This is a genomic window from Streptomyces sp. NPDC006140, assembly GCF_040628815.1.
Taxonomy (GTDB): Bacteria; Actinomycetota; Actinomycetes; order Streptomycetales; family Streptomycetaceae; genus Streptomyces.
This window is the reverse complement of sequence record NZ_JBEXTS010000004.1, coordinates 599,668-623,196: the sequence shown is the minus strand read 5'-3', so window position 1 is coordinate 623,196 and position 23,529 is coordinate 599,668. Positions and strand designations below refer to the sequence as shown.

Annotated in this window: 18 protein-coding genes and 1 pseudogene; 15 read left to right on the top strand and 4 right to left on the bottom strand. The window is 70.9% G+C overall.

Going from position 1 to position 23,529, the window contains the following annotated elements; genetic code table 11:
* Positions 1–51: 51 nt before the first annotated feature.
* Positions 52–1,266 (bottom strand): hypothetical protein, encoded by a 1,215-nt coding sequence (locus tag ABZ386_RS15340; RefSeq protein ID WP_358964886.1) that lies wholly within the window; start codon positions 1,264–1,266, stop codon positions 52–54.
* A gap of 401 nt (positions 1,267–1,667) precedes the next feature.
* The gene (locus ABZ386_RS15335; RefSeq protein WP_358964885.1) at positions 1,668–2,897 is read right to left on the bottom strand and encodes a hypothetical protein; all 1,230 of its coding nucleotides are present in this window, start codon (positions 2,895–2,897) and stop codon (positions 1,668–1,670) included.
* Between the two features lie 533 nt (positions 2,898–3,430).
* Between ABZ386_RS15335 and ABZ386_RS15330 the strand changes: the two genes are divergently transcribed.
* The 7 genes from ABZ386_RS15330 (at position 3,431) to ABZ386_RS15300 (ending at position 12,836) form a co-directional block, all read left to right on the top strand.
* Entirely contained in the window at positions 3,431–4,021 is a 591-nt protein-coding gene (locus ABZ386_RS15330; protein WP_351347823.1) for a TetR/AcrR family transcriptional regulator, read from the top strand.
* Positions 4,021–4,779 carry a GAP family protein gene (locus ABZ386_RS15325; protein WP_356615542.1) on the top strand — a complete coding sequence of 253 codons (759 nt, stop codon included), beginning with the start codon at positions 4,021–4,023 and terminating at the stop codon, positions 4,777–4,779. The genes ABZ386_RS15330 and ABZ386_RS15325 overlap by 1 nt, the downstream gene beginning before the upstream one ends.
* 54 nt (positions 4,780–4,833) lie before the next feature.
* Positions 4,834–5,319, top strand: coding sequence for a hypothetical protein (locus ABZ386_RS15320; protein ID WP_358964884.1), 486 nt, complete (start codon positions 4,834–4,836; stop codon positions 5,317–5,319).
* Positions 5,320–5,679: 360 nt separating this feature from the next.
* Positions 5,680–7,140, top strand: a complete 1,461-nt coding sequence (locus tag ABZ386_RS15315; RefSeq protein WP_351347835.1) for an aminotransferase class III-fold pyridoxal phosphate-dependent enzyme — start codon at positions 5,680–5,682, stop codon at positions 7,138–7,140.
* Between the two features lie 268 nt (positions 7,141–7,408).
* Positions 7,409–9,367: an IucA/IucC family protein gene (locus ABZ386_RS15310; RefSeq protein WP_358964883.1), complete on the top strand. Its 1,959-nt coding sequence runs from the start codon at positions 7,409–7,411 to the stop codon at positions 9,365–9,367.
* Between the two features lie 447 nt (positions 9,368–9,814).
* Positions 9,815–10,543 (top strand): GNAT family N-acetyltransferase, encoded by a 729-nt coding sequence (locus ABZ386_RS15305; RefSeq protein ID WP_358964908.1) that lies wholly within the window; start codon positions 9,815–9,817, stop codon positions 10,541–10,543.
* A gap of 316 nt (positions 10,544–10,859) precedes the next feature.
* Entirely contained in the window at positions 10,860–12,836 is a 1,977-nt protein-coding gene (locus ABZ386_RS15300; RefSeq protein ID WP_358964882.1) for an ATP-dependent DNA helicase, read from the top strand.
* 177 nt (positions 12,837–13,013) lie between these two features.
* Here ABZ386_RS15300 and lexA read toward each other — a convergent pair whose 3' ends face one another.
* On the bottom strand, positions 13,014–13,793 hold the full coding sequence (lexA, locus tag ABZ386_RS15295) for a transcriptional repressor LexA (protein ID WP_030845416.1): 780 nt from the start codon (positions 13,791–13,793) through the stop codon (positions 13,014–13,016).
* Between the two features lie 619 nt (positions 13,794–14,412).
* Here lexA and nrdR point away from each other — a divergent pair.
* Together nrdR and ABZ386_RS15285 are read left to right on the top strand one after the other, a co-directional pair.
* The gene (nrdR, locus tag ABZ386_RS15290; RefSeq protein WP_351347813.1) at positions 14,413–14,973 is read left to right on the top strand and encodes a transcriptional regulator NrdR; all 561 of its coding nucleotides are present in this window, start codon (positions 14,413–14,415) and stop codon (positions 14,971–14,973) included.
* Between the two features lie 164 nt (positions 14,974–15,137).
* A complete protein-coding gene (locus ABZ386_RS15285) occupies positions 15,138–18,017 on the top strand; it encodes a vitamin B12-dependent ribonucleotide reductase (protein ID WP_114255707.1) in 2,880 nt (959 codons plus the stop codon).
* Between the two features lie 76 nt (positions 18,018–18,093).
* Here ABZ386_RS15285 and ABZ386_RS15280 read toward each other — a convergent pair whose 3' ends face one another.
* Positions 18,094–18,627, bottom strand: a complete 534-nt coding sequence (locus tag ABZ386_RS15280) for a TerD family protein (RefSeq protein WP_358964881.1) — start codon at positions 18,625–18,627, stop codon at positions 18,094–18,096.
* Positions 18,628–18,782: 155 nt separating this feature from the next.
* Here ABZ386_RS15280 and ABZ386_RS15275 point away from each other — a divergent pair, with 155 nt between their 5' ends.
* The 6 genes and pseudogenes from ABZ386_RS15275 (at position 18,783) to ABZ386_RS15250 (ending at position 23,120) form a co-directional block, all read left to right on the top strand.
* Complete coding sequence (locus tag ABZ386_RS15275; protein WP_114255709.1) at positions 18,783–19,388, top strand: YdbC family protein; 606 nt, start codon at positions 18,783–18,785, stop codon at positions 19,386–19,388.
* Positions 19,389–19,516: 128 nt separating this feature from the next.
* The gene (locus tag ABZ386_RS15270) at positions 19,517–20,176 is read left to right on the top strand and encodes a histidine phosphatase family protein (RefSeq protein ID WP_351347808.1); all 660 of its coding nucleotides are present in this window, start codon (positions 19,517–19,519) and stop codon (positions 20,174–20,176) included.
* Positions 20,177–20,188: 12 nt separating this feature from the next.
* On the top strand, positions 20,189–21,097 hold the full coding sequence (locus ABZ386_RS15265) for an ADP-ribosylglycohydrolase family protein (RefSeq protein ID WP_358964880.1): 909 nt from the start codon (positions 20,189–20,191) through the stop codon (positions 21,095–21,097).
* 196 nt (positions 21,098–21,293) lie between these two features.
* Positions 21,294–21,647, top strand: a pseudogene (locus ABZ386_RS15260) (TetR-like C-terminal domain-containing protein); the annotation flags it as partial.
* A gap of 82 nt (positions 21,648–21,729) precedes the next feature.
* Positions 21,730–22,431 carry a ribonuclease HII gene (locus ABZ386_RS15255; protein ID WP_351347802.1) on the top strand — a complete coding sequence of 234 codons (702 nt, stop codon included), beginning with the start codon at positions 21,730–21,732 and terminating at the stop codon, positions 22,429–22,431.
* Between the two features lie 68 nt (positions 22,432–22,499).
* Complete coding sequence (locus ABZ386_RS15250; protein WP_351347800.1) at positions 22,500–23,120, top strand: hypothetical protein; 621 nt, start codon at positions 22,500–22,502, stop codon at positions 23,118–23,120.
* Positions 23,121–23,529 lie beyond the last annotated feature (409 nt).

Here is a 23,529-nt window from a genome sequence, read left to right as displayed (position 1 = left end):
AAAGGCCCGTCCCCGAGTCGATCGGGGACGGGCCTTCTTCGTGCGCGCCGGTCAGCGGCCGCCGTACGTCTTGCTCATGTTCTGGTAGAGCGCCTCGGCGCCCCGGCCCAGTTGCGGGCCCGCCAGCCAGCTGTTGTCGGCCGGGCCGATCGAGGTGTTGGAGACCAGCACGGACTTGCCGTTCAGCACCCGGAACCAGCCGCCGCCGGACGAACCGCCGGTCATCGTGCAGCCGATGCGGTACATCGTCGGCAGGGCCGGGGAGAGCGAGAACCGGCCGGGGACGTCGACGCACTTGAACATTTCCAGGCCGTTGTAGGGCGGCGCGGCCGGGTAGCCCCAGGCGCCCATCTCGGCGGCCTCGGCGGCGGACGGGGCGGAGAAGTCCACGTCCAGGGCGGCGCCGACCGTCTCCTCCAGGGACTTCGCCCCCTGCTCGGGCTTCACGTGCAGCACGGCGTAGTCGTAGGCGGCGCCGTCCCCGCCGGTCTCCGAGCCGCCCTGGATCCACTGGTTCGAGGTCGACGCCCAGTCCGCCCACCAGTTGCCGTACGGGGCGATCTCGGCCGGGTTCGCGTTGCTCAGCTCGGCCTCGGACTTGCCGAGGTCGTTGTAGGCCGGGACGAACACGATGTTGCGGTACCAGCCGCCGTTGCCGCCGGCGTGCACGCAGTGGCCCGCCGTCCAGACCAGGTTGGACTTGCCCGGGCGGTTGACATCCTTGATCACCGTGCCCGAGCAGACCGCCGGGCCGTCGGGAGAGTCGAAGAAGACCTTCCCGACCGGCGCCGCGTTGCGGTGGTACGGGGTCTTCTCGGCCTGTGCCCGGACGGGTGCCGGGTCCGGGTCGCTGACGCCCTGGCCGGCCGACGCGTCCTTCGTCGTGACCGTCTTGTTCGCCTCCTGGGCGGACCGCATCCGGTCCGGCTTCCAGAGGCCCTCGATCACCGGGTTGACGAAGTCCTTGGCCTCACTGAGCCACTTGTCCTTGTCCCAGTCCTTCCAGCCGCCGTCCTTCCACCGGTCGACGTCGATGCCGTGCTCCTTGAGCTTGCCCGCGAGGTCGGCCGGGAGCCGTACCTTGCCGCCGCCGTCCGCGGCGGCTGGGGAGGCCGGGGAGGCGGTGGCGTCGGGCTTGTCGCTCGCCGGGTCCGCCGAACCGCCACAGGCGGTGGCGGTGAGCGCCAGGGCGGCGACGAGCCCGGCCGCGGCGAGCGCGGAACGCCGCCCGCGCCTCGGTGCCGCGGGCGTACGTGTGGAACGCATGGTGCGATGACCCCCGTTGGTGCGTACGAGATGTGGTGCTGCGTGCGCATGTCACGCGCCTGCCGCCGAAGCCCTCGGGCCCGGCGCGACACCCCACTATGCCCGTGGAGTTGAGGGCGTACCGGGGTGGCGTGGTGAAGGTTTCCGTGAGCCCGGGGGGGCGCCGGGGGGTGGTCGGTGGGGTGCCGGGCGCGTACGGAGGGGGGCGGGCGTGAGGCCGGTGGCAGGCGCCGGGGTCATGTCGGGTGGGGCGTCGGGCGCGTTCCCAGGGGGGTGGCGCCCGGCGCGTTGCCGATGCGCCGGGCGCCACCCCACCGCGAGATGTTCAGGCCGGCGCGCTCACCGGACCGCCGAGGGGTTCAGCAGGGGCTCACCGGCCCGCCGGGGCGTTGAGCCGGCGCTCACCGGCCCGCGAACTTCTCGCTCACCGAGTCGTACACGCCCTTCGCCGCCTCGCCCAGCCGCGGGCCGGCCAGCCAACCCGACGTCACCGGGCCGATCGAGGTGTTGGACACCAGCGCCGGCTTGCCGTCCGCGCCGGCCGCGACCCAGCCGCCGCCGGACGAACCGCCGGTCATGCTGCAGCCGATGCGGTACATCGTCGGATCCGACGCGGTGACCGAGAGCCGGCCGGGCCGGTCCTGGCACCGGTACAGCTTCTGCCCGTCGTACGGCGGCGCGGCCGGGTAGCCGATCGCCGTGACACTGTCGACCTTCGGCACGGCGGGCGAGTCGAAGTCCACCGGCAGCGCCGAACCGACCGTCTCCTCCAGCGACTTGCCGCCGCTGCCCTTCTCCGGCGTCACGTGGATGACCGCGAAGTCGTAGGGGGCGCCGTCCCCGCCCGTCGAGCCGCCCTGCTCGATCCACTGGTCGGAGGTCTGCGCCCAGTCACCCCACCAGACGCCGTAGGGCGCGACGTCCTCACGGGTGGCGTTCTCCAGCTCCGCGACCGACTTGCCGTCGTCGTTGTACGACGGCACGAACGCGATGTTGCGGTACCAGCCGCCCTTCTTGCCCGCGTGCACGCAGTGGCCCGCCGTCCACACCAGGTTGGACTTGCCCGGGTGGGCCGGGTCCTTCACCACCGTCGCCGAGCAGACGGCCGAGCCCTTGGGGGAGTCGAAGAACACCTTCCCGGCCGTGGGCACGGCGGCGTGGTACGACGGCGGCACCGCCCGCGCCTCGACCGGCTCGGGCGTGGGGTCGGTGACGCCCTGGTCACCCGAGAGGTCGCTGTCGTCGACGCCCTGGTCGGGCTCCTCGGCCTCGCGCATGCGGTCCGGGTTCCAGAGCCCCTCGATGATGGGGTTGACGTACTCGTGGGCCTCGCGCAGCCAGTCGTCGCGGTCCCAGTTCTTCCAGGCGCCGTTCTTCCACTTGTCGATGTCGATCCCGTGCTCACGGAGCCGGTCCCTGTTGTCGTCCGGGATCCTGAGCTTGCCGTCGTCGGAGGCGGTGGCGGTGGCGGACGCGGAGGCCTCCCCGCCCGCCGCGGCGTCCCCCGACTCGCAGCCGGTGGCGGTCAGCGCGAGCGCCGAGGCGAGCGCCACGGCGGCCAGTACGGGGGAGATCCTGCGGCGCGCACTCCCCCCTCGGCTGGTGGTGGACGACGGCCGTGTGGATCGCATGATCTGACTCCCCCTGATATTGACGAACATGGACGAAACCGGTGCTTCGGCCGCCGTTTTCCACCGCTGCACGGGGACTTCGGGCCGACTCACCGCGTCCGGGAACGGCACCACACCCTATGGGGTGGCTGTGGGGGAGGCCCGACGGAACCGCAACAGTTCCGTCACGGAAAGGATCTTGAGGCAACCCGTACGGGATCCGACCTGGTCACGGTCGGGGCGGCTCCGGCGACTCGGATCCACGACTTGCTCCGCCGGTGGCAGCGGGATGGCACCTGGCACCGGATCCTCTTCGACCTCCAGTGCCGGGCCGATCTCAGCACGCGGCTGGTCCGGCGGCGTGGTGACCTTCAGAAGAGCCGACCAAGCTCGCAACCTCAGGAAGCAAGGCCCCCCGGGGCGGTCGGCTACCGGCATTCGCCCCGGTCGACTACCGCGGGCGTCACGCGGTCGAGTGCGGCATCCACCTTCGTCGCCGTCATCACGAGCGGCTGTGACGCATGGCCAATATAATATTGCGGTACTATTTTTTTATGACGCAGCACGCCGACGCTGACACAAGACGCAGCCAGGTCGCCTCCGCGCTGATGAGCGTGGTCGCCGAGCGGGGACTGGCGCGGACCACCCTCGCTGACGTGGCGCGCACGGCGGGTGTCTCCGTAGGGCTCGTCCAGCGCTATTTCCGCTCGAAGGACGAGCTGCTGAGGTTCGGCATCGAGTATGTCTACCGGCGCGCCGAGGAGCGCATCGCCGCCATCCCGGTCGAGCCGCCGATCCGTGAGTTCGTCGTGCGGTTGATGGAGACGTTCCTGCCGCTGACGGCCGAGCGGCGCGCCGAGCTGCGGGTCTGGCTGAGCTTCGTGCAGGCGTCGCTGACCGACGCCGACATGGCTGCGATCCACCGGGACGCTACCGAGCGGCTCCTGCGGGGCGTCGAGGAGGCACTCCGGGGCGCTCAACGGGCCGGCGAACTCGCCGCGGACGTCGACACCGAGGCGGAGGCGGCGGCACTGGTCGCGTTCGTGGACGGGCTGTGCCTGCACCACGCGGCGACCGGTAACGGGTTCGGCGCGTCCCGCCTCAGCGCCGCGCTGGACGCCTACGTCGACCGGCTGTTCGACTGATGAGCGCCACGCTGGTGCTGGCGCTGGCCGGGCTGGGGCTGCTGGACAGCACAAGCTTCGGCACCCTGCTGATCCCGATCTGGCTGTTGCTCACCCCGGGGCGGGTGCGCGCCGGCCGGATCGCCGTCTACCTGGCTACGGTCGCGACGTTCTACTTCTGCGTCGGCGTGCTCCTGGTGCTGGGGGCCGATGCGGTGCTGGAGGCCGTTCGGGCGGCCTTCGCCGACGTTGCCCCGACGCACCTTCGGATCGCACAGCTCGTCCTCGGTTTGATCGTCATCGCCTTGAGCTACCGGCTGGAGGCCCGCGCCCTCAGCCGGGCAGGCAAGCCGGGCCGGCTGCAGCGCTGGCGGACGGCGGCGATGTCGGGTGCCGTGCCGGACGGCCAAGGCCTGGACCGCCGGGACACGCGGGGCGGAGGGGTGCGCGGCCTGATGAGCCTCGCGTTGGTGGCCACGGCGCTGGAGGTCGTCACGATGGTGCCCTACCTGGCGGCCGTGGGCTTACTCGCGAACGCCGATCTGACCTGGCAGGTCATCGGCGGGGCGCTGGCCGGCTATTGCGTCGTGATGATCCTCCCGGCGGTCCTCCTCGGCGCCGTCCGGATCGCCGCGCACGACCGGGCCGAGCCGGTGCTGCAGCGGATCAACGACTGGTTCACCCGCAACAGCGCCAAGGCGCTCGGCTGGACCGTCGGGGGAATCGGCATCGGAATGGTCCTCAACGCGGTGATCGCCCTTCTCGCCGAACCCGCCTGAACCCGCGTCAGGCTCGAACAGCTCCGCTACTTCAACTTCCGAAACACGCCTTGGATGGTCATCATCACCAGCCCGGCGCATGCTGCCCGGCTCGACGCGGACGTGCACGTCGAGATGGACGCCCTCCGCGAGAGCGCCGCCCGTGCGACGGCCGGCGACATCCTGCGCCGGGGCTCGTTCACGGTCGACGACACCGCGAACGACGCCGTGGCCACCCACCGGCTGCCGCTGACCATCCGGCACATCGCGGACCGGATCGTCGCCGACCGGACTCCGTCCGCCCTGCGCACCGAGCCGCACCCACCCGACCAGGACCAAGGGCTGGAGGCGATGCGCTCGACGATCCAGGAACTCGACCCGGCGGACCACTTGGTCCTCCGCAGGATGGCCCTCCACCCGGGCCGCCACGTCACCGGCGAGGTCGCCGCCGCCCTGGCCGGCCTGCCCCTCGGCCGGCCATCGCCCGCGGCTGGACAGCGTCGGACCGCAACGGCCACGCCTGGCCCGCCCACGCGAGACCGGGTGCAGCCCGGGCCCTGATGGCACGCGGCAAACTCCGCCCGCTGCAAGGAGCGGAGCCGGCGGCCAGGGAGGACCTGGAACAGGCCTTGGCGGAGTACACCGACCTCGGTGCGGCACAGGCCGCGGAGCTCCACGACCTCCTCGGAAGGTGAGACGCCCCGTCGGCCACCTCGGGTCGCAGCGGGACCCCGCCCAGGACATGCCCCGGCAAGGATCTTGAGGCAACCCGTAACCGCGTGAGCAGTCCGGGGTTGGTAGCGGTGGGGGTCCTGCTGTCTGCACGCGGCCCTGTGTGCCCGTGCCCAGTGGGAGGTCAGGGAAGTCGTGGCGGAATCCACCCAGGGGGGACACGCGTCGGAGGAGGCCGCTGTGGGGCGTATGCCGGTGAAGACCCTTCCCGACGATGCCGTCGACGGCACCGCACCCGGTGCGCGATCCGCGCACGAGGGAATCCTGCGCCGCCAGTCCGCGCGTGAGTCCGCGGCCCGGACCTACGCCCGGGCCCTGCCGATCGTTCCGGTACGGGCGCGGGGGCTCACGATCGAGGGCGCGGACGGCCGCCGCTACCTGGACTGCCTCTCGGGCGCCGGCACACTCGCGCTCGGGCACAACCACCCGGTCGTGCTGGACGCCATCCGCAAGGTCCTCGACTCCGGTGCGCCCCTGAACGTCCTCGACCTGGCCACGCCCGTCAAGGACGCCTTCATCACCGAGCTGTTCCACACCCTGCCGCCAGGGCTCGCCGATCGGGCACGCGTACGGTTCTGCGGACCGGCGGGCAGCGACGCCATGGAGACCGCCTGCGAACTCGTACGCGCGGCGACCGGGCGGACCGGCCTCATCGCGTTCACCGGCGCTAGCCACGCAAGGGACCCCGGGCCGCTTGAGGCATCCGCCGGTGTCCTCGACCAGGTCGTCCGCCTGCCCTACCCGCAGGACTACCGCTGCCCGTTCGGTGTCGGGGGCGAACGCGGGGCCGACCTCGCCGCCCGCTGGACCGAATCCGTGCTCGACGACCCCGGCTCCGGCGGGCCGCATCCCGCCGGGGTGATCGTCGAGCCCGTCCCGGGCGAGGGCGGGGTGGTCCCCGCACCGGACGCCTGGCTGCGGCGCATGCGGCAGCTCACGGCCGACCGGTCCGTCCCGCTGATCGCCGACGAGATCGAGACGGGCGTCGGACGGACCGGCGCCTTCTGGGCCGTGGAGCACAGCGGCGTGACCCCCGATGTGATGGTCCTCTCCAAGGCCATCGGGGGCAGCCTGCCGCTGGCCGTCGTCGTCTACCGCGACGACCTCGACGCCTGGGAACCCGGTGCCCACGCCGGTTCCTTCCGCGGCAACCAGCTCGCCATGGCCGCCGGCACGGCGACCCTCGCCCACGTCCGGAAGAACCGTCTCGCCGAACGCGCGGCGACACTCGGCGCGCGGATGCTCGACCAACTTCAGGAGCTAGCCGGGGAGTTCCCGTGCGTGGGCGAAGTGCGGGGGCGGGGGCTGATGATCGGCGTCGAGCTGGTGGATCCGGAGACGGAGCCGGGAGCGGGGCGAGTGACCGGGGCCGCGGGAGACGGTGACGGGGGTCCGCCGGTGATGACGGACAGCGTGCGCCGCCCGCATCCCGCCGCCCCCGACCTGGCCGCCGATGTCCAGCGGGAGTGCCTGCGGCGCGGCCTCATCGTCGGACTCGGCGGCCGTCACACGAGCGTCGTACGGCTGCTGCCGCCCCTGACGATCTCCGACGAACAGGCGGCCGCCGTACTGGACCGTCTGGCCGACGCCGTCCGGGCCGCGGCTCGGTGCCGTCAGGTCGTGCGGCAGCAGCGCCGTACCCGCGAGTGAGCGTCGACAGCGCGCGACTTCACGCATGAGCGACCCCACCGCGGGACTTCGCGCTCCTACCCGCGCGCCAAGCCGCAAGCTCACCGCGCGCAGACCCCGACCGCACGATCAGGAACCACCCCACGAGGTAGCCGTCTTGAACGCCATCCCCGAGCCCGACGCCCACGCCGCGACGCGGGGAGCAGGCCCCCTCGATGCCCGGACGCCGGAGACGTCGGTGACCTCCCTAGTTCCCCGCCAGAGGCCCACGGCGCCTCCCACCGGAGGCATGGGCGCCGGCCCCACCCCCGACCTCCTGGACCACCCCGACCCGAACATCGCAGGCCAGGCGGCAGCCATGGAGAACCTGCTGCGCTGCTGGGTCCGCGAGACCGGCCCGCCCGCCCCCTCCGACGGCGTCCTCCGCATCCCCCTTCCCGCCAGCGGCACCGCCCTCCTCGCTCCGGTCCGCTACTGGTCCCCGACGGGCTGGCACCGCTTCGGCCTTCCGCGTCTGGCCGACGCTCCCGACCACGCCCCGCCGGCCGACGCCGTCACGGTCGCCGCCCTGCTCGGCAGGGAGGCGCTCACTTCGTCCAGGGCGAGGACGGCGGCTGCCTGCGCTTCCGCCCCCAGCGGCGCCCTCGCGACCAGTCTCCTGGCCGACGCCGACGCCGACGAGGTCATCGACCTCGTCGCCAATGTCGCCGACTCACTCCGCCGCGTCGCCACGTTCGTCCGCGACCGCCGGGAACACCCGGCCGACGCACCCGACCTCTTCCTTGCCGCCGAACAGGCACTCGTCCTCGGACACCCCCTGCACCCTGCTCCGAAGAGCCGCGAAGGACTCTCCGAGAACGAAGCCCGGCGGTACTCACCCGAAACGCGCGGTCTCTTCCCTCTGCACTGGATGGCTGTCGCCCCCTCCGTCCTCGCCACCGACTCCTCCTGGACCGAACGCGGCCGCCCTGTCGCCGCACCCCGGCTCACCGCACGCCTGGCCGGGACCGGACTGCCGCTGCCGGACGGCTACGTCCTACTGCCCCTGCACCCCTGGCAGGCGCACGACGTCCGGCACCGTCCCGAGACAGCCGCCCTGCTGGACAGCGGACTGCTCCGCGACCTCGGCCCCCACGGCACTCCCTGGCACCCCACCTCCTCCGTACGCACCGTCTACCGCTCCGGTGCCCCCGCGATGCTCAAACTGTCGCTGGGCCTGCGCATCACCAACTCCCGCCGCGAGAATCTCCGCAAGGAACTCCACCGCGGTGTCGAGGTCCATCGCCTGCTCCGCGGCGGCCTCGCGCAGCAGTGGCGGGCCGTGCATCCGGACTTCGACATCGTGCGCGACCCGGCCTGGCTTGCTGTCGACGGCCCCGACGGCGCCCCGTTGCCCGGGCTGGACGTGGTGATCCGCCACAATCCGTTCAGCCCCGCGGACGACGTCTCCTGCGTCGCCGGACTCGTCTCGCCTCGCCCGTGCTCCGCGATCCGGTCGGAGACGACCCAGCCGGAGACGACCCAGCCGGGGGCGACCCGGTCGGGGACGATCCGATCAGAACCGAGCCGGTCAGGAGCGGTCGCCGACCGGCCGGAGGCAGGGAACCCGGTCCCCCCGGTCCCCCCTCTGTCGTCCCGCCTGGCCGAGGTCGTCACCGGCCTCGCCCGCAGGACCGGCCGCCCCCGCGGAGCCGTGGCCGCCGAGTGGTTCCTGCGCTACCTCGAACACGTCGTGCGCCCGGTCCTGTGGCTGGACGGCGAGGCCGGCATCGCCCTGGAGGCCCACCAGCAGAACACGCTGCTCCTGCTGGACGCCGAGGGCTGGCCCACGGGCGGCCGCTACCGCGACAACCAGGGCTACTACTTCCGGGAGTCCCGGCGTGCGGACCTCGACGCCCGGCTGCCCGGCGTCGGCGAGCAGAGCGACACGTTCGTCTGCGACGAGGTCGTCGACGAGCGCCTCGCGTACTACCTGGCCATCAACAACGTGTTCGGCCTCATCGGCGCCTTCGGATCCCAGCAACTGGCCGACGAGCGGCTGCTGCTCGCCGCCTTCCGCCGTTTCCTCGGACACGTCGCCTCCGGCCCGGCCCGGCTGCGCACCTCGCTGCCCGCCCTGTTGCTCGACTCACCCGTCCTGCGCTGCAAGGCCAACCTCCTGACCCGGCTGCACGGCCTGGACGAACTCATCGGCCCGGTCGACACCCAGTCCGTCTACGTCACCATCGCCAGCCCCCTGCACTCCTGATCACCCTGACCGTCCCTGATCACAACCGACCTCCTTCCTCGCTGAGGACGTGCCCTACCCCCTTTCTGAGAGGAGCGTTTGGTGCTTCCCGCCGATCCGACCGCCGCTACCGGTACCTGTAGCGGTATCAGTAGCGGTGCCGATGCCGATGCCGATGCCGATGCCGCTACCGACGCGGCTGACCGTGGTACGGCCGCCACCGGCTGCGCGCCCGCCGCCGAGTGCGACGGACACCGGAGGACCGGTGCTCCCGGGCCAGGGGCGCCGGCATCCCAGCCCGGCACGCAGTGCGGTGCCGGCTCAGGCGTGGGCGCGGACGTCGACTCCCGCGGCGGAACCGAGGCGGATTCGGGAGCCGCACGCGGAGCCGGTCCCGCTGCGGACACCGGCACGGTCCGGCACAGCACCGGCACCGGTCCCGGCACGGGCGGGCACGGCGAGGACACCATGGATCTGCGGCTCCCCGACGAACTCGTCGCCCTCATCGCGCGTGAGGAGCCGGACGGCCAGGGAGCACGGAGGTGGGACCAGGAGGACACCGCACAGCCCTCCGCCGGCACCGCGCACCGCGACCCATCCGCCCGCCCGGCCCTCCCACACCACGACGACCTCCTCGACCACGTCGCCGACTGGGGCCCGACCGACACACCCGCGGGCGTCTTCCACCTCGTCCCCGTGCGCGTCGAACGCGACCTGCCGCTCATCAGCCGCTGGATGAACGACCCGGCCACCGCGGCGTTCTGGGAGTTGTCCGGACCGCAGGACGTGACCGAGGTCCATCTGCGGGCCCAGCTCGCCGGCGACGGGCGCAGCGTGCCGTGCATCGGTGTGCTGGACGGAACGCCCATGAGCTATTGGGAGATCTACCGGGCGGATCTGGACCCGCTGGCCCGTCACTATCCCGCCCGGCCTCACGACACGGGAGTCCACCTCCTGGTCGGCGCGGTCGCCGACCGGGGGCGCGGTCTCGGTGGTCTGCTGCTCAGGGCCGTAGCGGATCTGGTTCTGGTGCGGCGCCCCTCCTGCGCACGCGTCATCGCGGAACCCGACATTCGCAACACCCCCTCCATCGCTGCCTTCCTGACCGCCGGCTTCCGGTTCTCCGCCGAGGTCGACCTGCCCGCCAAGCGGGCCGCCCTCATGGTCCGAGACCGGTCCCTCCGGCACCTTCTGTAGCGCTGTGTCACCCCGCCATCACTCATCGAACGCAGGCGGAGCCGCGGCAGTTCCCACCAGCCGCACGACTTCTTCTCCGGATTTCTCGGGCTGCTCACCGACCCACCGGCGCGGCGCATCCATGCGGAACCGGTCCTCATCCCACCCGGAACCCCACCCGAAACCGCCCTACCCACAACCCACGCGAACCACTGGCCACGCCACCTGTCCGTCCGCCCGCCCCTACCCTCGCCGAGGAGCCCACGGTCTTGATCCCGTCCCCCGTCCCCGCCTTGATCACCCGTTTGTCAGTGCCGGGTCGTAGGGTGGTCGCGCTATGACGAAGCCCTCACTCCCCGAACTCCTGCATGCTGCCGTCACTGCCGTCGGCGGTACGGAGCGCCCCGGCCAGGTGGCCATGGCCGAAGCCGTCGCGGAGGCGATCGACGACGGCTCCCACCTGCTGGTCCAGGCCGGCACCGGCACCGGCAAGTCGCTGGGCTACCTGGTGCCCGCGCTCGCGCACGGGGAGCGTGTGGTCGTCGCGACCGCGACCCTGGCCCTGCAGCGCCAGCTGGTGGAGCGCGACCTGCCGAGAACGGTCGAGTCGCTGCACCCCCTGCTGCGCCGCCGCCCGGAATTCGCGATGCTCAAGGGCCGGTCGAACTACCTCTGTCTGCACCGCCTGCACGAGGGCGTCCCGCAGGACGAGGAGGAGGGCCTCTTCGACCAGTTCGAGGCTGCCGCGCCCACCAGCAAGCTGGGCCAGGACCTGCTGCGGGTGCGCGACTGGGCAGACGAGACCGAGACCGGCGACCGTGACGACCTCACGCCCGGTATCTCGGACCGGGCCTGGGCCCAGGTGTCGGTGTCGTCGCGAGAGTGCCTGGGGGCCTCGAAGTGCGCCTACGGCGCGGAGTGCTTCGCCGAGATGGCCCGCGAGCGGGCCAAGCTCTCCGAGGTCGTGGTCACGAACCACGCGCTGCTCGCGATCGACGCCATCGAGGGTGCCCCGGTCCTGCCGCAGCATGAGGTGCTGATCGTCGACGAGGCCCATGAACTCGTCTCCCGGGTCACCGGAGTCGCCACCGGCGAGCTCACTCCCGGCCAGGTCAACCGTGCGGTGCGCCGGGCCGCGAAACTCGCCAACGAGAAGGCCGCCGACCAGCTCCAGACCGCCGCCGAGGGTTTCGAGCGGCTGATGGAGCTGGCGCTGCCGGGCCGTCTGGAGGAGATCCCCGAGGACCTCTCGTACGCGCTCATGGCGTTGCGCGACGCGTGCCGCACGGTCATCTCCGCGATCGGCGCGACCCGCGACAAGTCCGTCCAGGACGAGGACGCGGTCCGCAAACAGGCCCTGGCCTCCGTGGAGAACGTGCACGACGTGGCGGAGCGGATCACGAACGGTTCCGAATGGGACGTCGTCTGGTATGAGCGCCACGACCGCTTCGGTGCCTCCCTGCGCGTCGCTCCCATGTCCGTCTCGGGGCTGCTGCGGGAGAAGCTCTTCGCGGACCGCTCCGTGGTCCTGACGTCCGCGACGCTCAAGCTGGGCGGCGATTTCAACGGTGTCGGCGCCTCCCTGGGCCTCGCTCCCGAGGGCACCGAGGGGGACGACTTCCCGAAGTGGAAGGGCATCGACGTCGGCTCGCCCTTCGACTACCGCAAGCAGGGCATCCTGTACGTCGCCAAGCACTTGGCGCGTCCCGCGCGGGACGGCGACCGCGCGGACATGCTCGACGAGCTCACGGAGCTGATCCAGGCGGCCGGCGGCCGCACCCTGGGCCTGTTCTCCTCCATGCGCGGGGCGCAGGTCGCCGCCGAGGAGTTGCGTTCCCGCATCCCGGAGTTCCCGATCCTCCTCCAGGGCGAGGAGACGCTCGGCGAGCTGATCAAGAACTTCGCGGCCGACCCGAAGACCTGCCTCTTCGGCACGCTGTCGCTGTGGCAGGGCGTGGACGTACCCGGGCCCAGTTGCCAGCTCGTCGTCATGGACAAGATCCCGTTCCCGCGTCCGGACGACCCTCTTATGAGCGCTCGCCAGAAGGCCGTGGAGGAGGCGGGCGGCAACGGCTTCATGGCGGTCGCCGCTACCCATGCCGCGCTTCTGATGGCCCAGGGCGCCGGCCGCCTCGTACGGGCGTCGGGGGACCGCGGTGTGGTCGCCGTCCTGGACCAGCGTCTGGCGACGGCCCGTTACGGCGGTTATCTCAAGGCGTCACTGCCCGACTTCTGGTGCACGACGGACCGTAACCAGGTGCGGAAGTCGCTGGCGGCGATCGACGCGGTGGCGAAGCAGGCGGAAGCCGGATGAACCTCGGGGTCGGTCGGTGGCGGCGAGCCACTGACCGACCCCGAGGCGGGCATCCGGGGGCACCGGTCCGTCCGGACAGCGCAGGACCCCGGAACCGGCGCAGGGGTTCCGGGGCCCGGTCAGGGAGCGGGCCTACTGGGCCCGCCCGACGCGGCGCGCGGCGTCGGAGGTCGCGCGTCAGACGCGGCGCAGTACGGCCACCACCTTGCCGAGAATGGTCGCGTCGTCGCCGGGGATCGGCTCGTACGCCGCGTTGTGCGGCAGGAGCCAGACATGGCCGTCCTCGCGCTTGAAGCGCTTGACGGTGGCCTCTCCGTCGAGCATCGCGGCCACGATGTCGCCGTTCTCGGCGACCGGCTGGCGGCGCACCGTGACCCAGTCGCCGTCGCAGATCGCGGCCTCGATCATGGAGTCGCCCACGACCTTCAGGACGAACAGCTCACCGTCGCCGACGAGCTGGCGGGGGAGTGGGAACACGTCCTCGACGGATTCCTCGGCGAGGATCGGGCCACCGGCGGCGATGCGGCCGACCAGCGGGACGTAGGACGCGGCCGGCTTGCCCGCGGTGTCCGTGGGCTGCACCGAGGCGGCCTGGTCGGAACCGCGCACCTCGTACGCGCGCGGGCGGTGCGGGTCGCGGCGCAGGAAGCCCTTGCGCTCCAGTGCCATCAGCTGGTGTGCCACGGAAGAGGTGCTGGAGAGGCCGACGGCTTGGCCGATCTCCCGCATGGACGGCGGGTAGCCGCGTCGCTGCACGGAGTCCCTGATGACCTCGATCACGCGGCGCTGGCGGTCGGTGAGCCCGGAACTGTCCGCCCGGATGCCGGGAGGTCGGCCCGGCAGGGAGCGCTTGTGCCCCTCAGGGTTCGTGGCTTCGTTCATCGCATGCACCGGCTCCAGTCGGCCCTGGGAGCGGTCCTGGGCAGTGATGGCGGCACTGTCTGCGGTGGTGGTCACGTCGGCCCCTCTCGATGGTCTCCCTGCTAGCCAACGGTAGTTGCTTTCGAAAGGTTGCGCCAAACACACGTTCGAGTGAAAAAACGCGAATCACCGGACGCGATCATGTGTCCGGGTGTATTGGCGGCCGCGTCACCTGGCGGGCAAAAGGGCCCATTGCTGTACTCTTCACCGCCGGGGTGATCGCCTCGTGGACTGCTGCCCCAGTCTGCCATCCGGCATTCCCCTGCCCCGGGGTCAGCGCTCATCTGTGCGGGAGTCCCACGTCCCCTCCTCGCGGCGCCCACGGTATCTCCGCATGCGCCGTAGCGATACTGCTGTGCATCAAGGGATGCGGCCGCAGTCGGATGAGGCCGTGAACGGCGGTGCCGTGGAAGGCGTGCGAGGGTGACGCGACATCGTCCGCCACGCGCTACCTGCGTCTACTCGCGCGACACGCGCGCACTGCGTGGATGTATGAGCCATCCCCCACATCTAGTGGTTGGATTGCGGCAGCAGCCCAGAAGTTGTGGTCCCCCGGGTCTGAGTGCCCATGGTCATCGCCTATGCTTGGGGCTGCTTCGTGGGGCGCAAGAGGCCCGCGAGGCTATTGAGTCTGCTGTGAGGAGGGTTGGAGTTCATGCACTGCCCCTTCTGCAGGCACCCCGACAGCCGTGTCGTCGACAGTCGTACGACCGACGACGGCACGTCGATCCGCAGGCGCCGCCAGTGCCCTGACTGCTCCCGTCGTTTCACGACCGTGGAGACGTGCTCGCTCATGGTGGTGAAGCGGTCCGGAGTCACCGAGCCCTTCAGCCGTACGAAGATCATCAACGGGGTGCGCAAGGCGTGCCAGGGGCGGCCCGTGACCGAGGACGCGCTCGCCCAGCTCGGGCAGCGGGTCGAGGAAGCGGTGCGGGCCACCGGAAGCGCCGAGCTGACCACCCACGACGTGGGGCTGGCCATACTCGGCCCGTTGCAGGAGCTCGACCTCGTCGCCTATCTGCGCTTCGCCTCCGTCTACCGGGCGTTCGACTCGCTCGAGGACTTCGAGGCGGCCATCGCGGAGCTCAGAGAAGAGACGGGACGCCCCGACGCGGACGACGGCGACCGCGAGGACACGGCCGCGGGGAGCCAGGAAGACGACCGCGGGCCCGGAGGGACGGCACAGGTCCCCGAGCCCGCAGGCGCCGCCGACTGACCGGCGGGCCGGACCCGGGCGGCAGCTCCGGGCCCGGCCGGGCGGCGGCGATGTGAAGACCTGTTGCGGGCGATGTGAGTGGGTGTCCGCAACACCAGACAGAACACCGTGCCACGGGAACAACGGGGCACTTCAGGGCGTTTTCGCCCGTACAGGGAGGCGGCATGACAGAGACGGCGAGCGGTCCGGCACGGAGTTCCCGCGCCAGGAGCACCAAGGCGAGCAAGGGCCTGCGTGTCGAGCGCATCCACACCACCCCGGGGGTCCACCCCTACGACGAGGTGGCCTGGGAAAGCCGTGACGTCGTCATGACCAACTGGCGCGACGGCTCGGTCAACTTCGAGCAGCGCGGCGTCGAGTTCCCCGACTTCTGGTCGGTGAACGCGGTCAACATCGTCACCAGCAAGTACTTCCGCGGTGCCGTGGGCACCCCGCAGCGCGAGACCAGCCTCAAGCAGCTGATCGACCGCATCGTGAAGACCTACCGGAAGGCCGGGGAGGACCACAAGTACTTCGCCTCGCCCGCCGACGCCGAGATCTTCGAGCACGAGCTGGCGTACGCCCTCCTGCACCAGATCTTCAGCTTCAACAGCCCTGTCTGGTTCAACGTCGGCACCAAGCAGCCCCAGCAGGTCTCCGCCTGCTTCATCCTGTCCGTCGACGACTCCATGGAGTCGATCCTCGACTGGTACAAGGAAGAGGGCATGATCTTCAAGGGCGGCTCCGGCGCCGGCCTGAACCTCTCCCGGATCCGCTCCTCCAAGGAACTGCTGTCCTCCGGTGGCAACGCCTCCGGCCCGGTCTCCTTCATGCGCGGAGCCGACGCCTCCGCAGGAACGATCAAGTCCGGTGGCGCCACCCGCCGAGCCGCCAAGATGGTCGTCCTCGACGTGGACCACCCGGACATCGAGGACTTCATCGAGACCAAGGTCAAGGAAGAGGAGAAGATCCGCGTCCTGCGCGACGCGGGCTTCGACATGGACCTGGGCGGCGACGACATCGCGTCCGTCCAGTACCAGAACGCCAACAACTCCGTCCGTGTGAACGACGAGTTCATGAAGGCGGTCGAGCAAGGCGGCCAGTTCGGGCTGCGCGGCCGGATGACCGGCGAGGTCATCGAGGAGGTCGACGCCAAGGCGCTCTTCCGCAAGATCGCCGAGGCCGCCTGGGCCTGCGCCGACCCCGGCATCCAGTACGACGACACGATCAACAACTGGCACACCTGCCCCGAGTCCGGCCGGATCACCGCGTCGAACCCGTGCAGCGAGTACATGCACCTGGACAACACGTCCTGCAACCTGGCCTCGCTGAACCTGATGAAGTTCCTGAAGGACGACGGCAAGGGCAACCAGTCCTTCGAGGCCGAGCGCTTCCAGAAGGTCGTCGAGCTGGTCATCACCGCGATGGACATCTCGATCTGCTTCGCGGACTTCCCGACGCAGAAGATCGGCGAGAACACGCGCGCGTTCCGCCAGCTGGGCATCGGCTACGCCAACCTCGGTGCCCTGCTGATGGCCACCGGCCACGCCTACGACTCCGACGGCGGCCGCGCCCTCGCCGGCGCCATCACCTCCCTGATGACCGGTACGGCGTACCGCCGCTCCGCCGAGCTGGCCGCGGTCGTCGGCCCGTACGACGGCTACGCCCGCAACGCCGACGCCCACAAGCGCGTCATGAAGCAGCACTCGGACGCCAACGACAAGGCCGTCCGCATGGACGACCTGGACACCCCGGTGTGGGCCGCCGCCAGCGAGGCCTGGGGAGACGTGCTGCGCCTCGGTGAGAAGAACGGTTTCCGTAACTCCCAGGCGTCCGTGCTCGCCCCGACCGGCACCATCGGCCTCGCGATGTCCTGCGACACCACCGGTGTCGAGCCCGACCTCGCGCTGGTCAAGTTCAAGAAGCTGGTCGGCGGCGGCTCGATGCAGATCGTCAACGGCACCGTTCCGCAGGCCCTGCGCCGCCTGGGCTACCAGGAGGAGCAGATCGAGGCGATCGTCGCCCACATCGCCGAGCACGGCAACGTGATCGACGCCCCTGGTCTCAAGCCCGAGCACTACGAGGTGTTCGACTGCGCCATGGGCGAGCGGGCCATCTCCCCGATGGGCCACGTCCGCATGATGGCCGCGATCCAGCCCTGGATCTCCGGCGCCATCTCCAAGACGGTCAACATGCCGGAGACGGCGACCGTCGAGGAGGTCGAGGAGATCTACTTCGAGGCCTGGAAGCTCGGCGTCAAGGCCCTCGCGATCTACCGCGACAACTGCAAGGTCGGCCAGCCGCTCTCCGCCAAGAAGAAGGAGGAGAAGAAGGCCGAGGAGCCCGCCGTCGTCGAGACCAAGGTCGAGAAGGTCGTCGAGTACCGCCCGGTCCGCAAGCGCCTCCCGAAGGGACGTCCCGGCATCACCACGTCCTTCACCGTCGGCGGTGCCGAGGGCTACATGACCGCCAACTCCTACCCGGACGACGGTCTCGGTGAGGTCTTCCTGAAGATGTCCAAGCAGGGCTCGACCCTCGCGGGCATGATGGACGCCTTCTCCATCGCGGTCTCCGTCGGCCTCCAGTACGGCGTGCCCCTGGAGACGTACGTCTCGAAGTTCACGAACATGCGTTTCGAGCCGGCCGGTATGACGGACGACCCGGACGTGCGGATGGCGCAGTCGATCGTCGACTACATCTTCCGCCGCCTGGCGCTGGACTTCCTGCCCTTCGAGACGCGGTCCGCGCTCGGCATCCACTCCGCCGAGGAGCGCCAGCGTCACCTGGAGACCGGCTCGTACGAGCCGAACGAGGACGAGGTCGACGTGGAGGGCCTGGCCCAGTCGGCCCCGCGGGCCCAGGAGCTGAAGGCCGTCACCGCGCCGAAGAACGACGAGGCGACCAAGCCCGCCCCGCAGCAGGCTCACACCAGTGCCGAACTGGTCGAGATGCAGCTGGGCATCCAGGCGGACGCCCCGCTGTGCTTCTCCTGCGGTACGAAGATGCAGCGCGCCGGTTCCTGCTACATCTGCGAGGGCTGCGGCTCGACCAGCGGCTGCAGCTGATGCCGAGAGCCTGAGGAGATGACAGAGGGGCACGGTCCACGGGACGGTGCCCCTCTTGTCGTTGGCGGCGCGTGGCCTACGGGCGGTGTGCCGCGCCCATCGTCCTGGCGAAGGACACCGGGTCGCCTTCGAAGCCGTGGAGGCCGGGCCGGAAGGTCCACGCGCCGGAGCCGTCCCGGGTGAACTCCGCGACCGTCGCCGCCGTCGCTCCCAGGACGCCGCCGAAGTCGTCCTCGGCGAGGACGTCGTATCCCTCGCGGATGCGCAGGCCGGGGTTGACCACGCTGACGAAGGTGCGTTCCGCCGGGCGCTGCTGGATGGCGACTCCCACCACCACGCGCGCGTACCGGCCGTCGAGCCGGTCGAGTTCGAGCGTCATGACCTCGTCGTAGCCGAAGCCCTGGCCGTCCTTGCTGTCCCGGTTGAGGTAGATGGTGCCGTCGGGGGAGCGGCTGTCGAAGTGCACCACGTAGGCGGGATCGCCGTGCGGGTCGACGGCCGGATAGGTCGCCGCGACGAGGTCCAGGTCGGTGGACGGCTGTCCCGCCGGACTGGGATCCCACCGCACCGCGATCTCCACCTTGCGAAGTCCCTTGTTGAGCCCGTCCACCAGCGTCCCCTTCCCCGTACCGACCCGCCCGTTCGCCTCAACTGCCGGGCACTCACGACTGTTTGTCCATCCTGCCACGCGCACGGGTGCGCGCGTGGGGGAGCGGTCCAGCCGAGAGTGACCGGCGCCACGCTCCGTGGCCTTACCATGGCGCGGTGCTGGTCAAGTGGATTCGCTGCACCGTGGTGGACCGCCGCGGTTTCGAGCGGGGGCAGCGGAAGTGGGCGGGGCTTCTGGGGGAGCCGGGGTTTCGCGGGCAGGGGGGTGGCTGGAGCCGGGGGCGGCCGGACGTGGCGCACATCTTCGCGTTCTGGGAGAGCCGTGCCTTCTACGACTCGTTCATGGCGCGGTCCCACGACCGGCTCGCGTCGGCCCAGTCGGGCACCTTCAAGGACGCGCAGGTCAGGCTCTTCGACTACCGCTTCGATGTGAAGACGGGCTTCGAACCGCGCTTCACGGACGCCGACCTGCTGCGGGTGGCGCTGTGCCGGGTCCACGAGGAGCGGGCCGAGCACTTCGTGCTGATGCAGGAGAAGGTGTGGAACCCGGCCATGGCGGGTTCGCCCGGGATGGTGCGCGGGCTGTTCGGCGAGGCGCCGGGGCACGAGTACCTGGTGCTGTCGATGTGGCGCTCGGCCGCGGAGCACGGCAAGTACCGCACCGAGCGAGTGGAACGGCTCGCCCTGAGGGCCCAGACGGAGGCGGACGTGGCGGCGCTCACCGGGGACGTCGTGGACATGGAGCCGAGCTGGACGGTGTGATTCCAGATGATGTCTACTCGAACGCGTGCGCGGTCAATGTGGCCTGTGGCTGCAGGATCTGTGTGACCTACGCTCCAAGGGCGCGGTACGTGTGCTCGATGGGCCCTCACCCGATCTAGGGTTTTGGCATGGCACGACCACGGCGCATCGTCCTTGTCCGGCACGGCGAGTCAACGGGCAATGTTGATGACTCCGTGTACGAGCGTGAACCCGACCACGCCCTGGCGCTGACCGAGCGCGGCCGGCGGCAGGCGGCGGCGACCGGCGACCGGTTGCGCGAACTGTTCGGCGACGAGCGCGTCAGCGTCTACGTCTCCCCGTACCGCCGTACGCACGAGACGCTGCGGGCCTTTCGCCTCGACCCCGGACTCATACGCGTCCGCGAGGAACCCCGGCTGCGCGAGCAGGACTGGGGCAACTGGCAGGACCGGGACGAGGTCCGCCTCCAGAAGGCCTACCGCGACGCGTACGGCCACTTCTTCTACCGATTCGCCCAGGGCGAGTCCGGCGCCGACGTCTACGACCGGGTCGGCGGGTTCCTGGAGAGCCTGTTCCGCAGCTTCGAGGACCCCGACCACCCGCCGAACGTGCTGATCGTGACCCATGGCCTGGCCATGCGGCTGTTCTGCATGCGGTGGTTCCACTGGACGGTCGCGGAGTTCGAGTCGCTGTCGAACCCGGGGAACGGCGAGGTGCGGATGCTCGTTCTGGGAGACGACGGCAAGTACACGCTTGACCGGCCGTTCGACCGCTGGCGAGATCCCGAGCCGTACGGGATCACTGGATAGAGTGGCAGGGCGATGACCGCTGACTCCTCCCTCGACGCGCGCCTGGACCGCGCCCTGGCAGCCCTGCGCGGACTGTCCGTGGGGGACTCCCTGGGCTCCCAGTACTTCGTGCCGGTGAACTACCCGCTGCTGAAGCGGCGCGAGGTGCCGTCCGGGCCGTGGCAGTGGACCGACGACACGGAAATGGCGTGTTCCGTCGTCGCCGTCCTGGCCGCCCACCACCGCATCGACCAGGACGCCCTGGCCCGTTCCCTCGCCGAGCACCACGATGTCGACCGGGGCTACGGTCCCGCGGTCAACCGCCTCCTGCGGCTCGTCCGCGAGGGCGGCGACTGGCGCGAACTCGCCGCCGGGCTCTTCAACGGACAGGGGTCCTGGGGCAACGGCGCCGCGATGCGGATCGCGCCCCTGGGTGCCTGGTACGCGGACGACCCGGAGCAGGCGACCCACCAGGCGGAGATCTCGGCCTATCCCACCCACCAGCACCGCGAGGCCGTCGTCGGCGCCATGGCTGTCGCCGCAGCCGCCGCGTTCGCCGCCGCACCGGGCGGCCCGCCCGGCGCCGGGGCCCTCCTCGACGGGGTCATCGAGCTGGTGCCGCAGAAGAGCGCGGTCGGCGCGGGGCTGCGCCGGGCTCGGGACATGCTCGACTACGGCGACGCGGCGACGGTCGCGGCCGTGCTGGGCTGCGGACGGCGCACGACCGCCCATGACACCGTGCCCTTCGCCCTCTGGTCGGCCGCGAGAAGCCTCGGCGACTACGAGCAGGCGTTCTGGACGACGGCCCAGGCCGGCGGGGACGTCGACACGACCTGCGCCATCGTGGGCGGTGTGATCGCCTCGGGGAAGGCGGGGACGCCGCCCGCCGAGTGGTTGGAGCGGACGGAGCCGCTTCCCGACTGGGTGCCCACGTCGGCCTAGCGGTCGCAACTCTCCGTACACTCCGGGAACTCTCCGTGAACGGTCGCGCGTTGTCGTGACATCCGCAGTGTGAGCCGTCAGAGGCCCAGGTGGATCTGAGGTACAGGCGGGAGCGCAACGGGGGTGGTCATGGAAGTCTTGCTCGCTGTCCTGGTTCGTTGGTGGGGCGCCTGCGCACGCCGTGCGGAAAGGCGCGCGCGGGGACCTGTTGGTGCTGTGCCTGAGGGCGCGCGACGCCGTGTTCTCCCGACCCGGGTTCGCGCTTCGCTCCGTGATTCACGAATGCGACACGATGCAGGCCGAGCGCCTCCATGCCGTGATCTTCGACGGTGTCGTGGGGCCCACCATCAGGATGTTCTGGGAAGTGGTCGAGCGTGGGGTCGAGCGAGGGGAAGTGCGTCCGGACGCCGCGAACGGGTACGTCTTCGACGCCATCCCGGCGATGATGATGTACCCGTCCAAGATGTGCGGCTGTGAATGGCAGGACCAGGAAATCGAGGAGATGATCGACCAGTTGGTGGTTCCGCTGCTGCGGCCGAGCGGCGCCTGACGGCGGCCGGCGGGGGTCGTGACCCCGCCCGGGGAGGCCAGGGTGTCGCGGGCGGTTCCGGGCGGCGTAACCTAGGGGCGCCATGCCGTACGAACCGCCTACTCACACCGTCGAGCGCTCCCTTCGAGCCACGACCGGAGCGAAGATCGTTGCAGGTGTCGACGAGGTGGGGCGCGGCGCGTGGGCCGGCCCTGTCACCGTCTGCGCGGCGATCACCGGACTCCGTCGACCGCCCGAGGGCCTCACGGACTCGAAGCTCCTCACCATCAAGAGGCGCACCGAACTCGCCGAGGAGCTGCGCAAGTGGGTGACGTCGTACGCCTTGGGGCACGCCTCCCCGGAGGAGATAGACGATCTGGGGATGACGGCCGCGCTGCGGCTCGCGGCGGAGCGTGCTCTGGTCGCCCTGCCGGTCCGGCCCGACGCGGTCATCCTCGACGGCAAGCACGACTATCTCGGTGCGCCTTGGCGGGTCCGTACGGTGATCAAGGGTGATCAGTCGTGCGTGGCGGTCGCCGCGGCTTCGGTGATCGCCAAGGTCCAGCGCGACAAAATGATGGCCGAACTGGGTATCGACCATGCAGACTTCGGTTTTGCGGACAACGCCGGGTATCCCTCACCCGTGCACAAGGCCGCACTGGCGGAGCGGGGGCCCACCCCCTACCACCGGTTGTCGTGGGCGTATCTTGATGCGCTGCCCCAGTGGCGGCACCTCAAGAAGGTCCGCAGCAGTACGGACGGAAGCGTTCCGGAAATCGAGGGCCAGCTCGGCTTCGATTTCTGACGGTTTCGTCCGCACGCACGCGCCACCCGCCGACGCGGGTCGTACCAACGTTTGATAAATATCAACCCATGCCTCTCATTCCCGAGGAGCCTCAGATTCACGAGAGTGCCCAGGGTCCCCGCGCCACTCCGGCCAGCGGCCGCACCGCGCCGACCCCTCGCCCCGTACCCGGCCCCCGTCCCGCGGCTCCGTCGCGTCCCGGTCGTCCCGGCCCTGTCCGGCCGACGCCGCCGGTGCAACGTACGCCGCGTGAGGTGGCCGCCGCCAAGCCCGGCCCGTCGAGTGCCGCCCCTGCGACCACCCCGCAGATCCAGCTGATCCCGGCTTCCGTCGAGGGTGCGCTCGACGCCGCCGAGGAGGCCGTGGACCTGCTGCTGGACTCCGGTCGCGCACCCGGCGACGTCCTGGTGATCACGACCGGCGAACAGCACCCGTGGGCCGCCCACGAGCTGTCCTTCGGCGAAACCTCCTATTGGGCCCAGCACGACGCCGGAGACGACGTCTTCTACACGGACGCCACCGTCGCGGCCCGCGCCGCGGCGCGCCCCGTGGTCGTGGTCGCCGTCAACGGCGGTACCGAGGCCGCAGCCGCGAGCGCCCTGTCCCTGGCCCACTCCCGGGCCGGCGCCCTGCTGATCGTCTGCGGTGATCCGCAGCGGATCAACTCGGTGCTGGGCGCGGGCGTCTGAGCCGGTTCCGCAGCGCCCGGCACGGCGTTGGGAGTTGACTTCGGGCGCCGCTTCGGCGGGGTCCCGCACGGTGGGCGGTTCGACGTGCCCGAGGGCCGGTGCCACGGGGCTGCGTACTGGCCTGTGGGTTCGAGAGGCGCGGTCTGCTGCCCTGGCCGGGTCGGAGCACACGCGGACTCGTCAGGGGCCGCTCTGCGGTGACGCGAGAACAGCCGGTCGGGCGTACCTCGGGTGAGGTGGGTCTTGGCCCGGGCGCTGCTCGAGGAGGTCACTACGACTGTCGGTCCGTGCCCCGGGAATTGCTCGCCGGGGTCGCCTGCGACCGTCGGGCCGAGTTGCCGGGGGAAGGCTCGGGCCGCTCGCTGCGACCGCCCCCGGCGTCGATCGTGCGTGCCGTACGGCTATTGGG

Coding starts and splice junctions, on each gene's coding strand:
- ABZ386_RS15285 (WP_114255707.1), top strand. CDS start 15,138: ATGACAGAGACGGCGAGCGGTCCGGCACGGAGTTCCCGCGCCAGGAGC.
- ABZ386_RS15340 (WP_358964886.1), bottom strand. CDS start 1,266: ATGCGTTCCACACGTACGCCCGCGGCACCGAGGCGCGGGCGGCGTTCC.
- ABZ386_RS15330 (WP_351347823.1), top strand. CDS start 3,431: ATGACGCAGCACGCCGACGCTGACACAAGACGCAGCCAGGTCGCCTCC.
- ABZ386_RS15250 (WP_351347800.1), top strand. CDS start 22,500: ATGCCTCTCATTCCCGAGGAGCCTCAGATTCACGAGAGTGCCCAGGGT.
- ABZ386_RS15255 (WP_351347802.1), top strand. CDS start 21,730: ATGCCGTACGAACCGCCTACTCACACCGTCGAGCGCTCCCTTCGAGCC.
- ABZ386_RS15265 (WP_358964880.1), top strand. CDS start 20,189: ATGACCGCTGACTCCTCCCTCGACGCGCGCCTGGACCGCGCCCTGGCA.
- ABZ386_RS15310 (WP_358964883.1), top strand. CDS start 7,409: ATGGGCGCCGGCCCCACCCCCGACCTCCTGGACCACCCCGACCCGAAC.
- ABZ386_RS15270 (WP_351347808.1), top strand. CDS start 19,517: ATGGCACGACCACGGCGCATCGTCCTTGTCCGGCACGGCGAGTCAACG.
- ABZ386_RS15305 (WP_358964908.1), top strand. CDS start 9,815: ATGGATCTGCGGCTCCCCGACGAACTCGTCGCCCTCATCGCGCGTGAG.
- nrdR (WP_351347813.1), top strand. CDS start 14,413: ATGCACTGCCCCTTCTGCAGGCACCCCGACAGCCGTGTCGTCGACAGT.
- ABZ386_RS15335 (WP_358964885.1), bottom strand. CDS start 2,897: ATGCGATCCACACGGCCGTCGTCCACCACCAGCCGAGGGGGGAGTGCG.
- ABZ386_RS15325 (WP_356615542.1), top strand. CDS start 4,021: ATGAGCGCCACGCTGGTGCTGGCGCTGGCCGGGCTGGGGCTGCTGGAC.
- ABZ386_RS15320 (WP_358964884.1), top strand. CDS start 4,834: ATGGTCATCATCACCAGCCCGGCGCATGCTGCCCGGCTCGACGCGGAC.
- ABZ386_RS15315 (WP_351347835.1), top strand. CDS start 5,680: ATGCCGGTGAAGACCCTTCCCGACGATGCCGTCGACGGCACCGCACCC.
- ABZ386_RS15300 (WP_358964882.1), top strand. CDS start 10,860: ATGACGAAGCCCTCACTCCCCGAACTCCTGCATGCTGCCGTCACTGCC.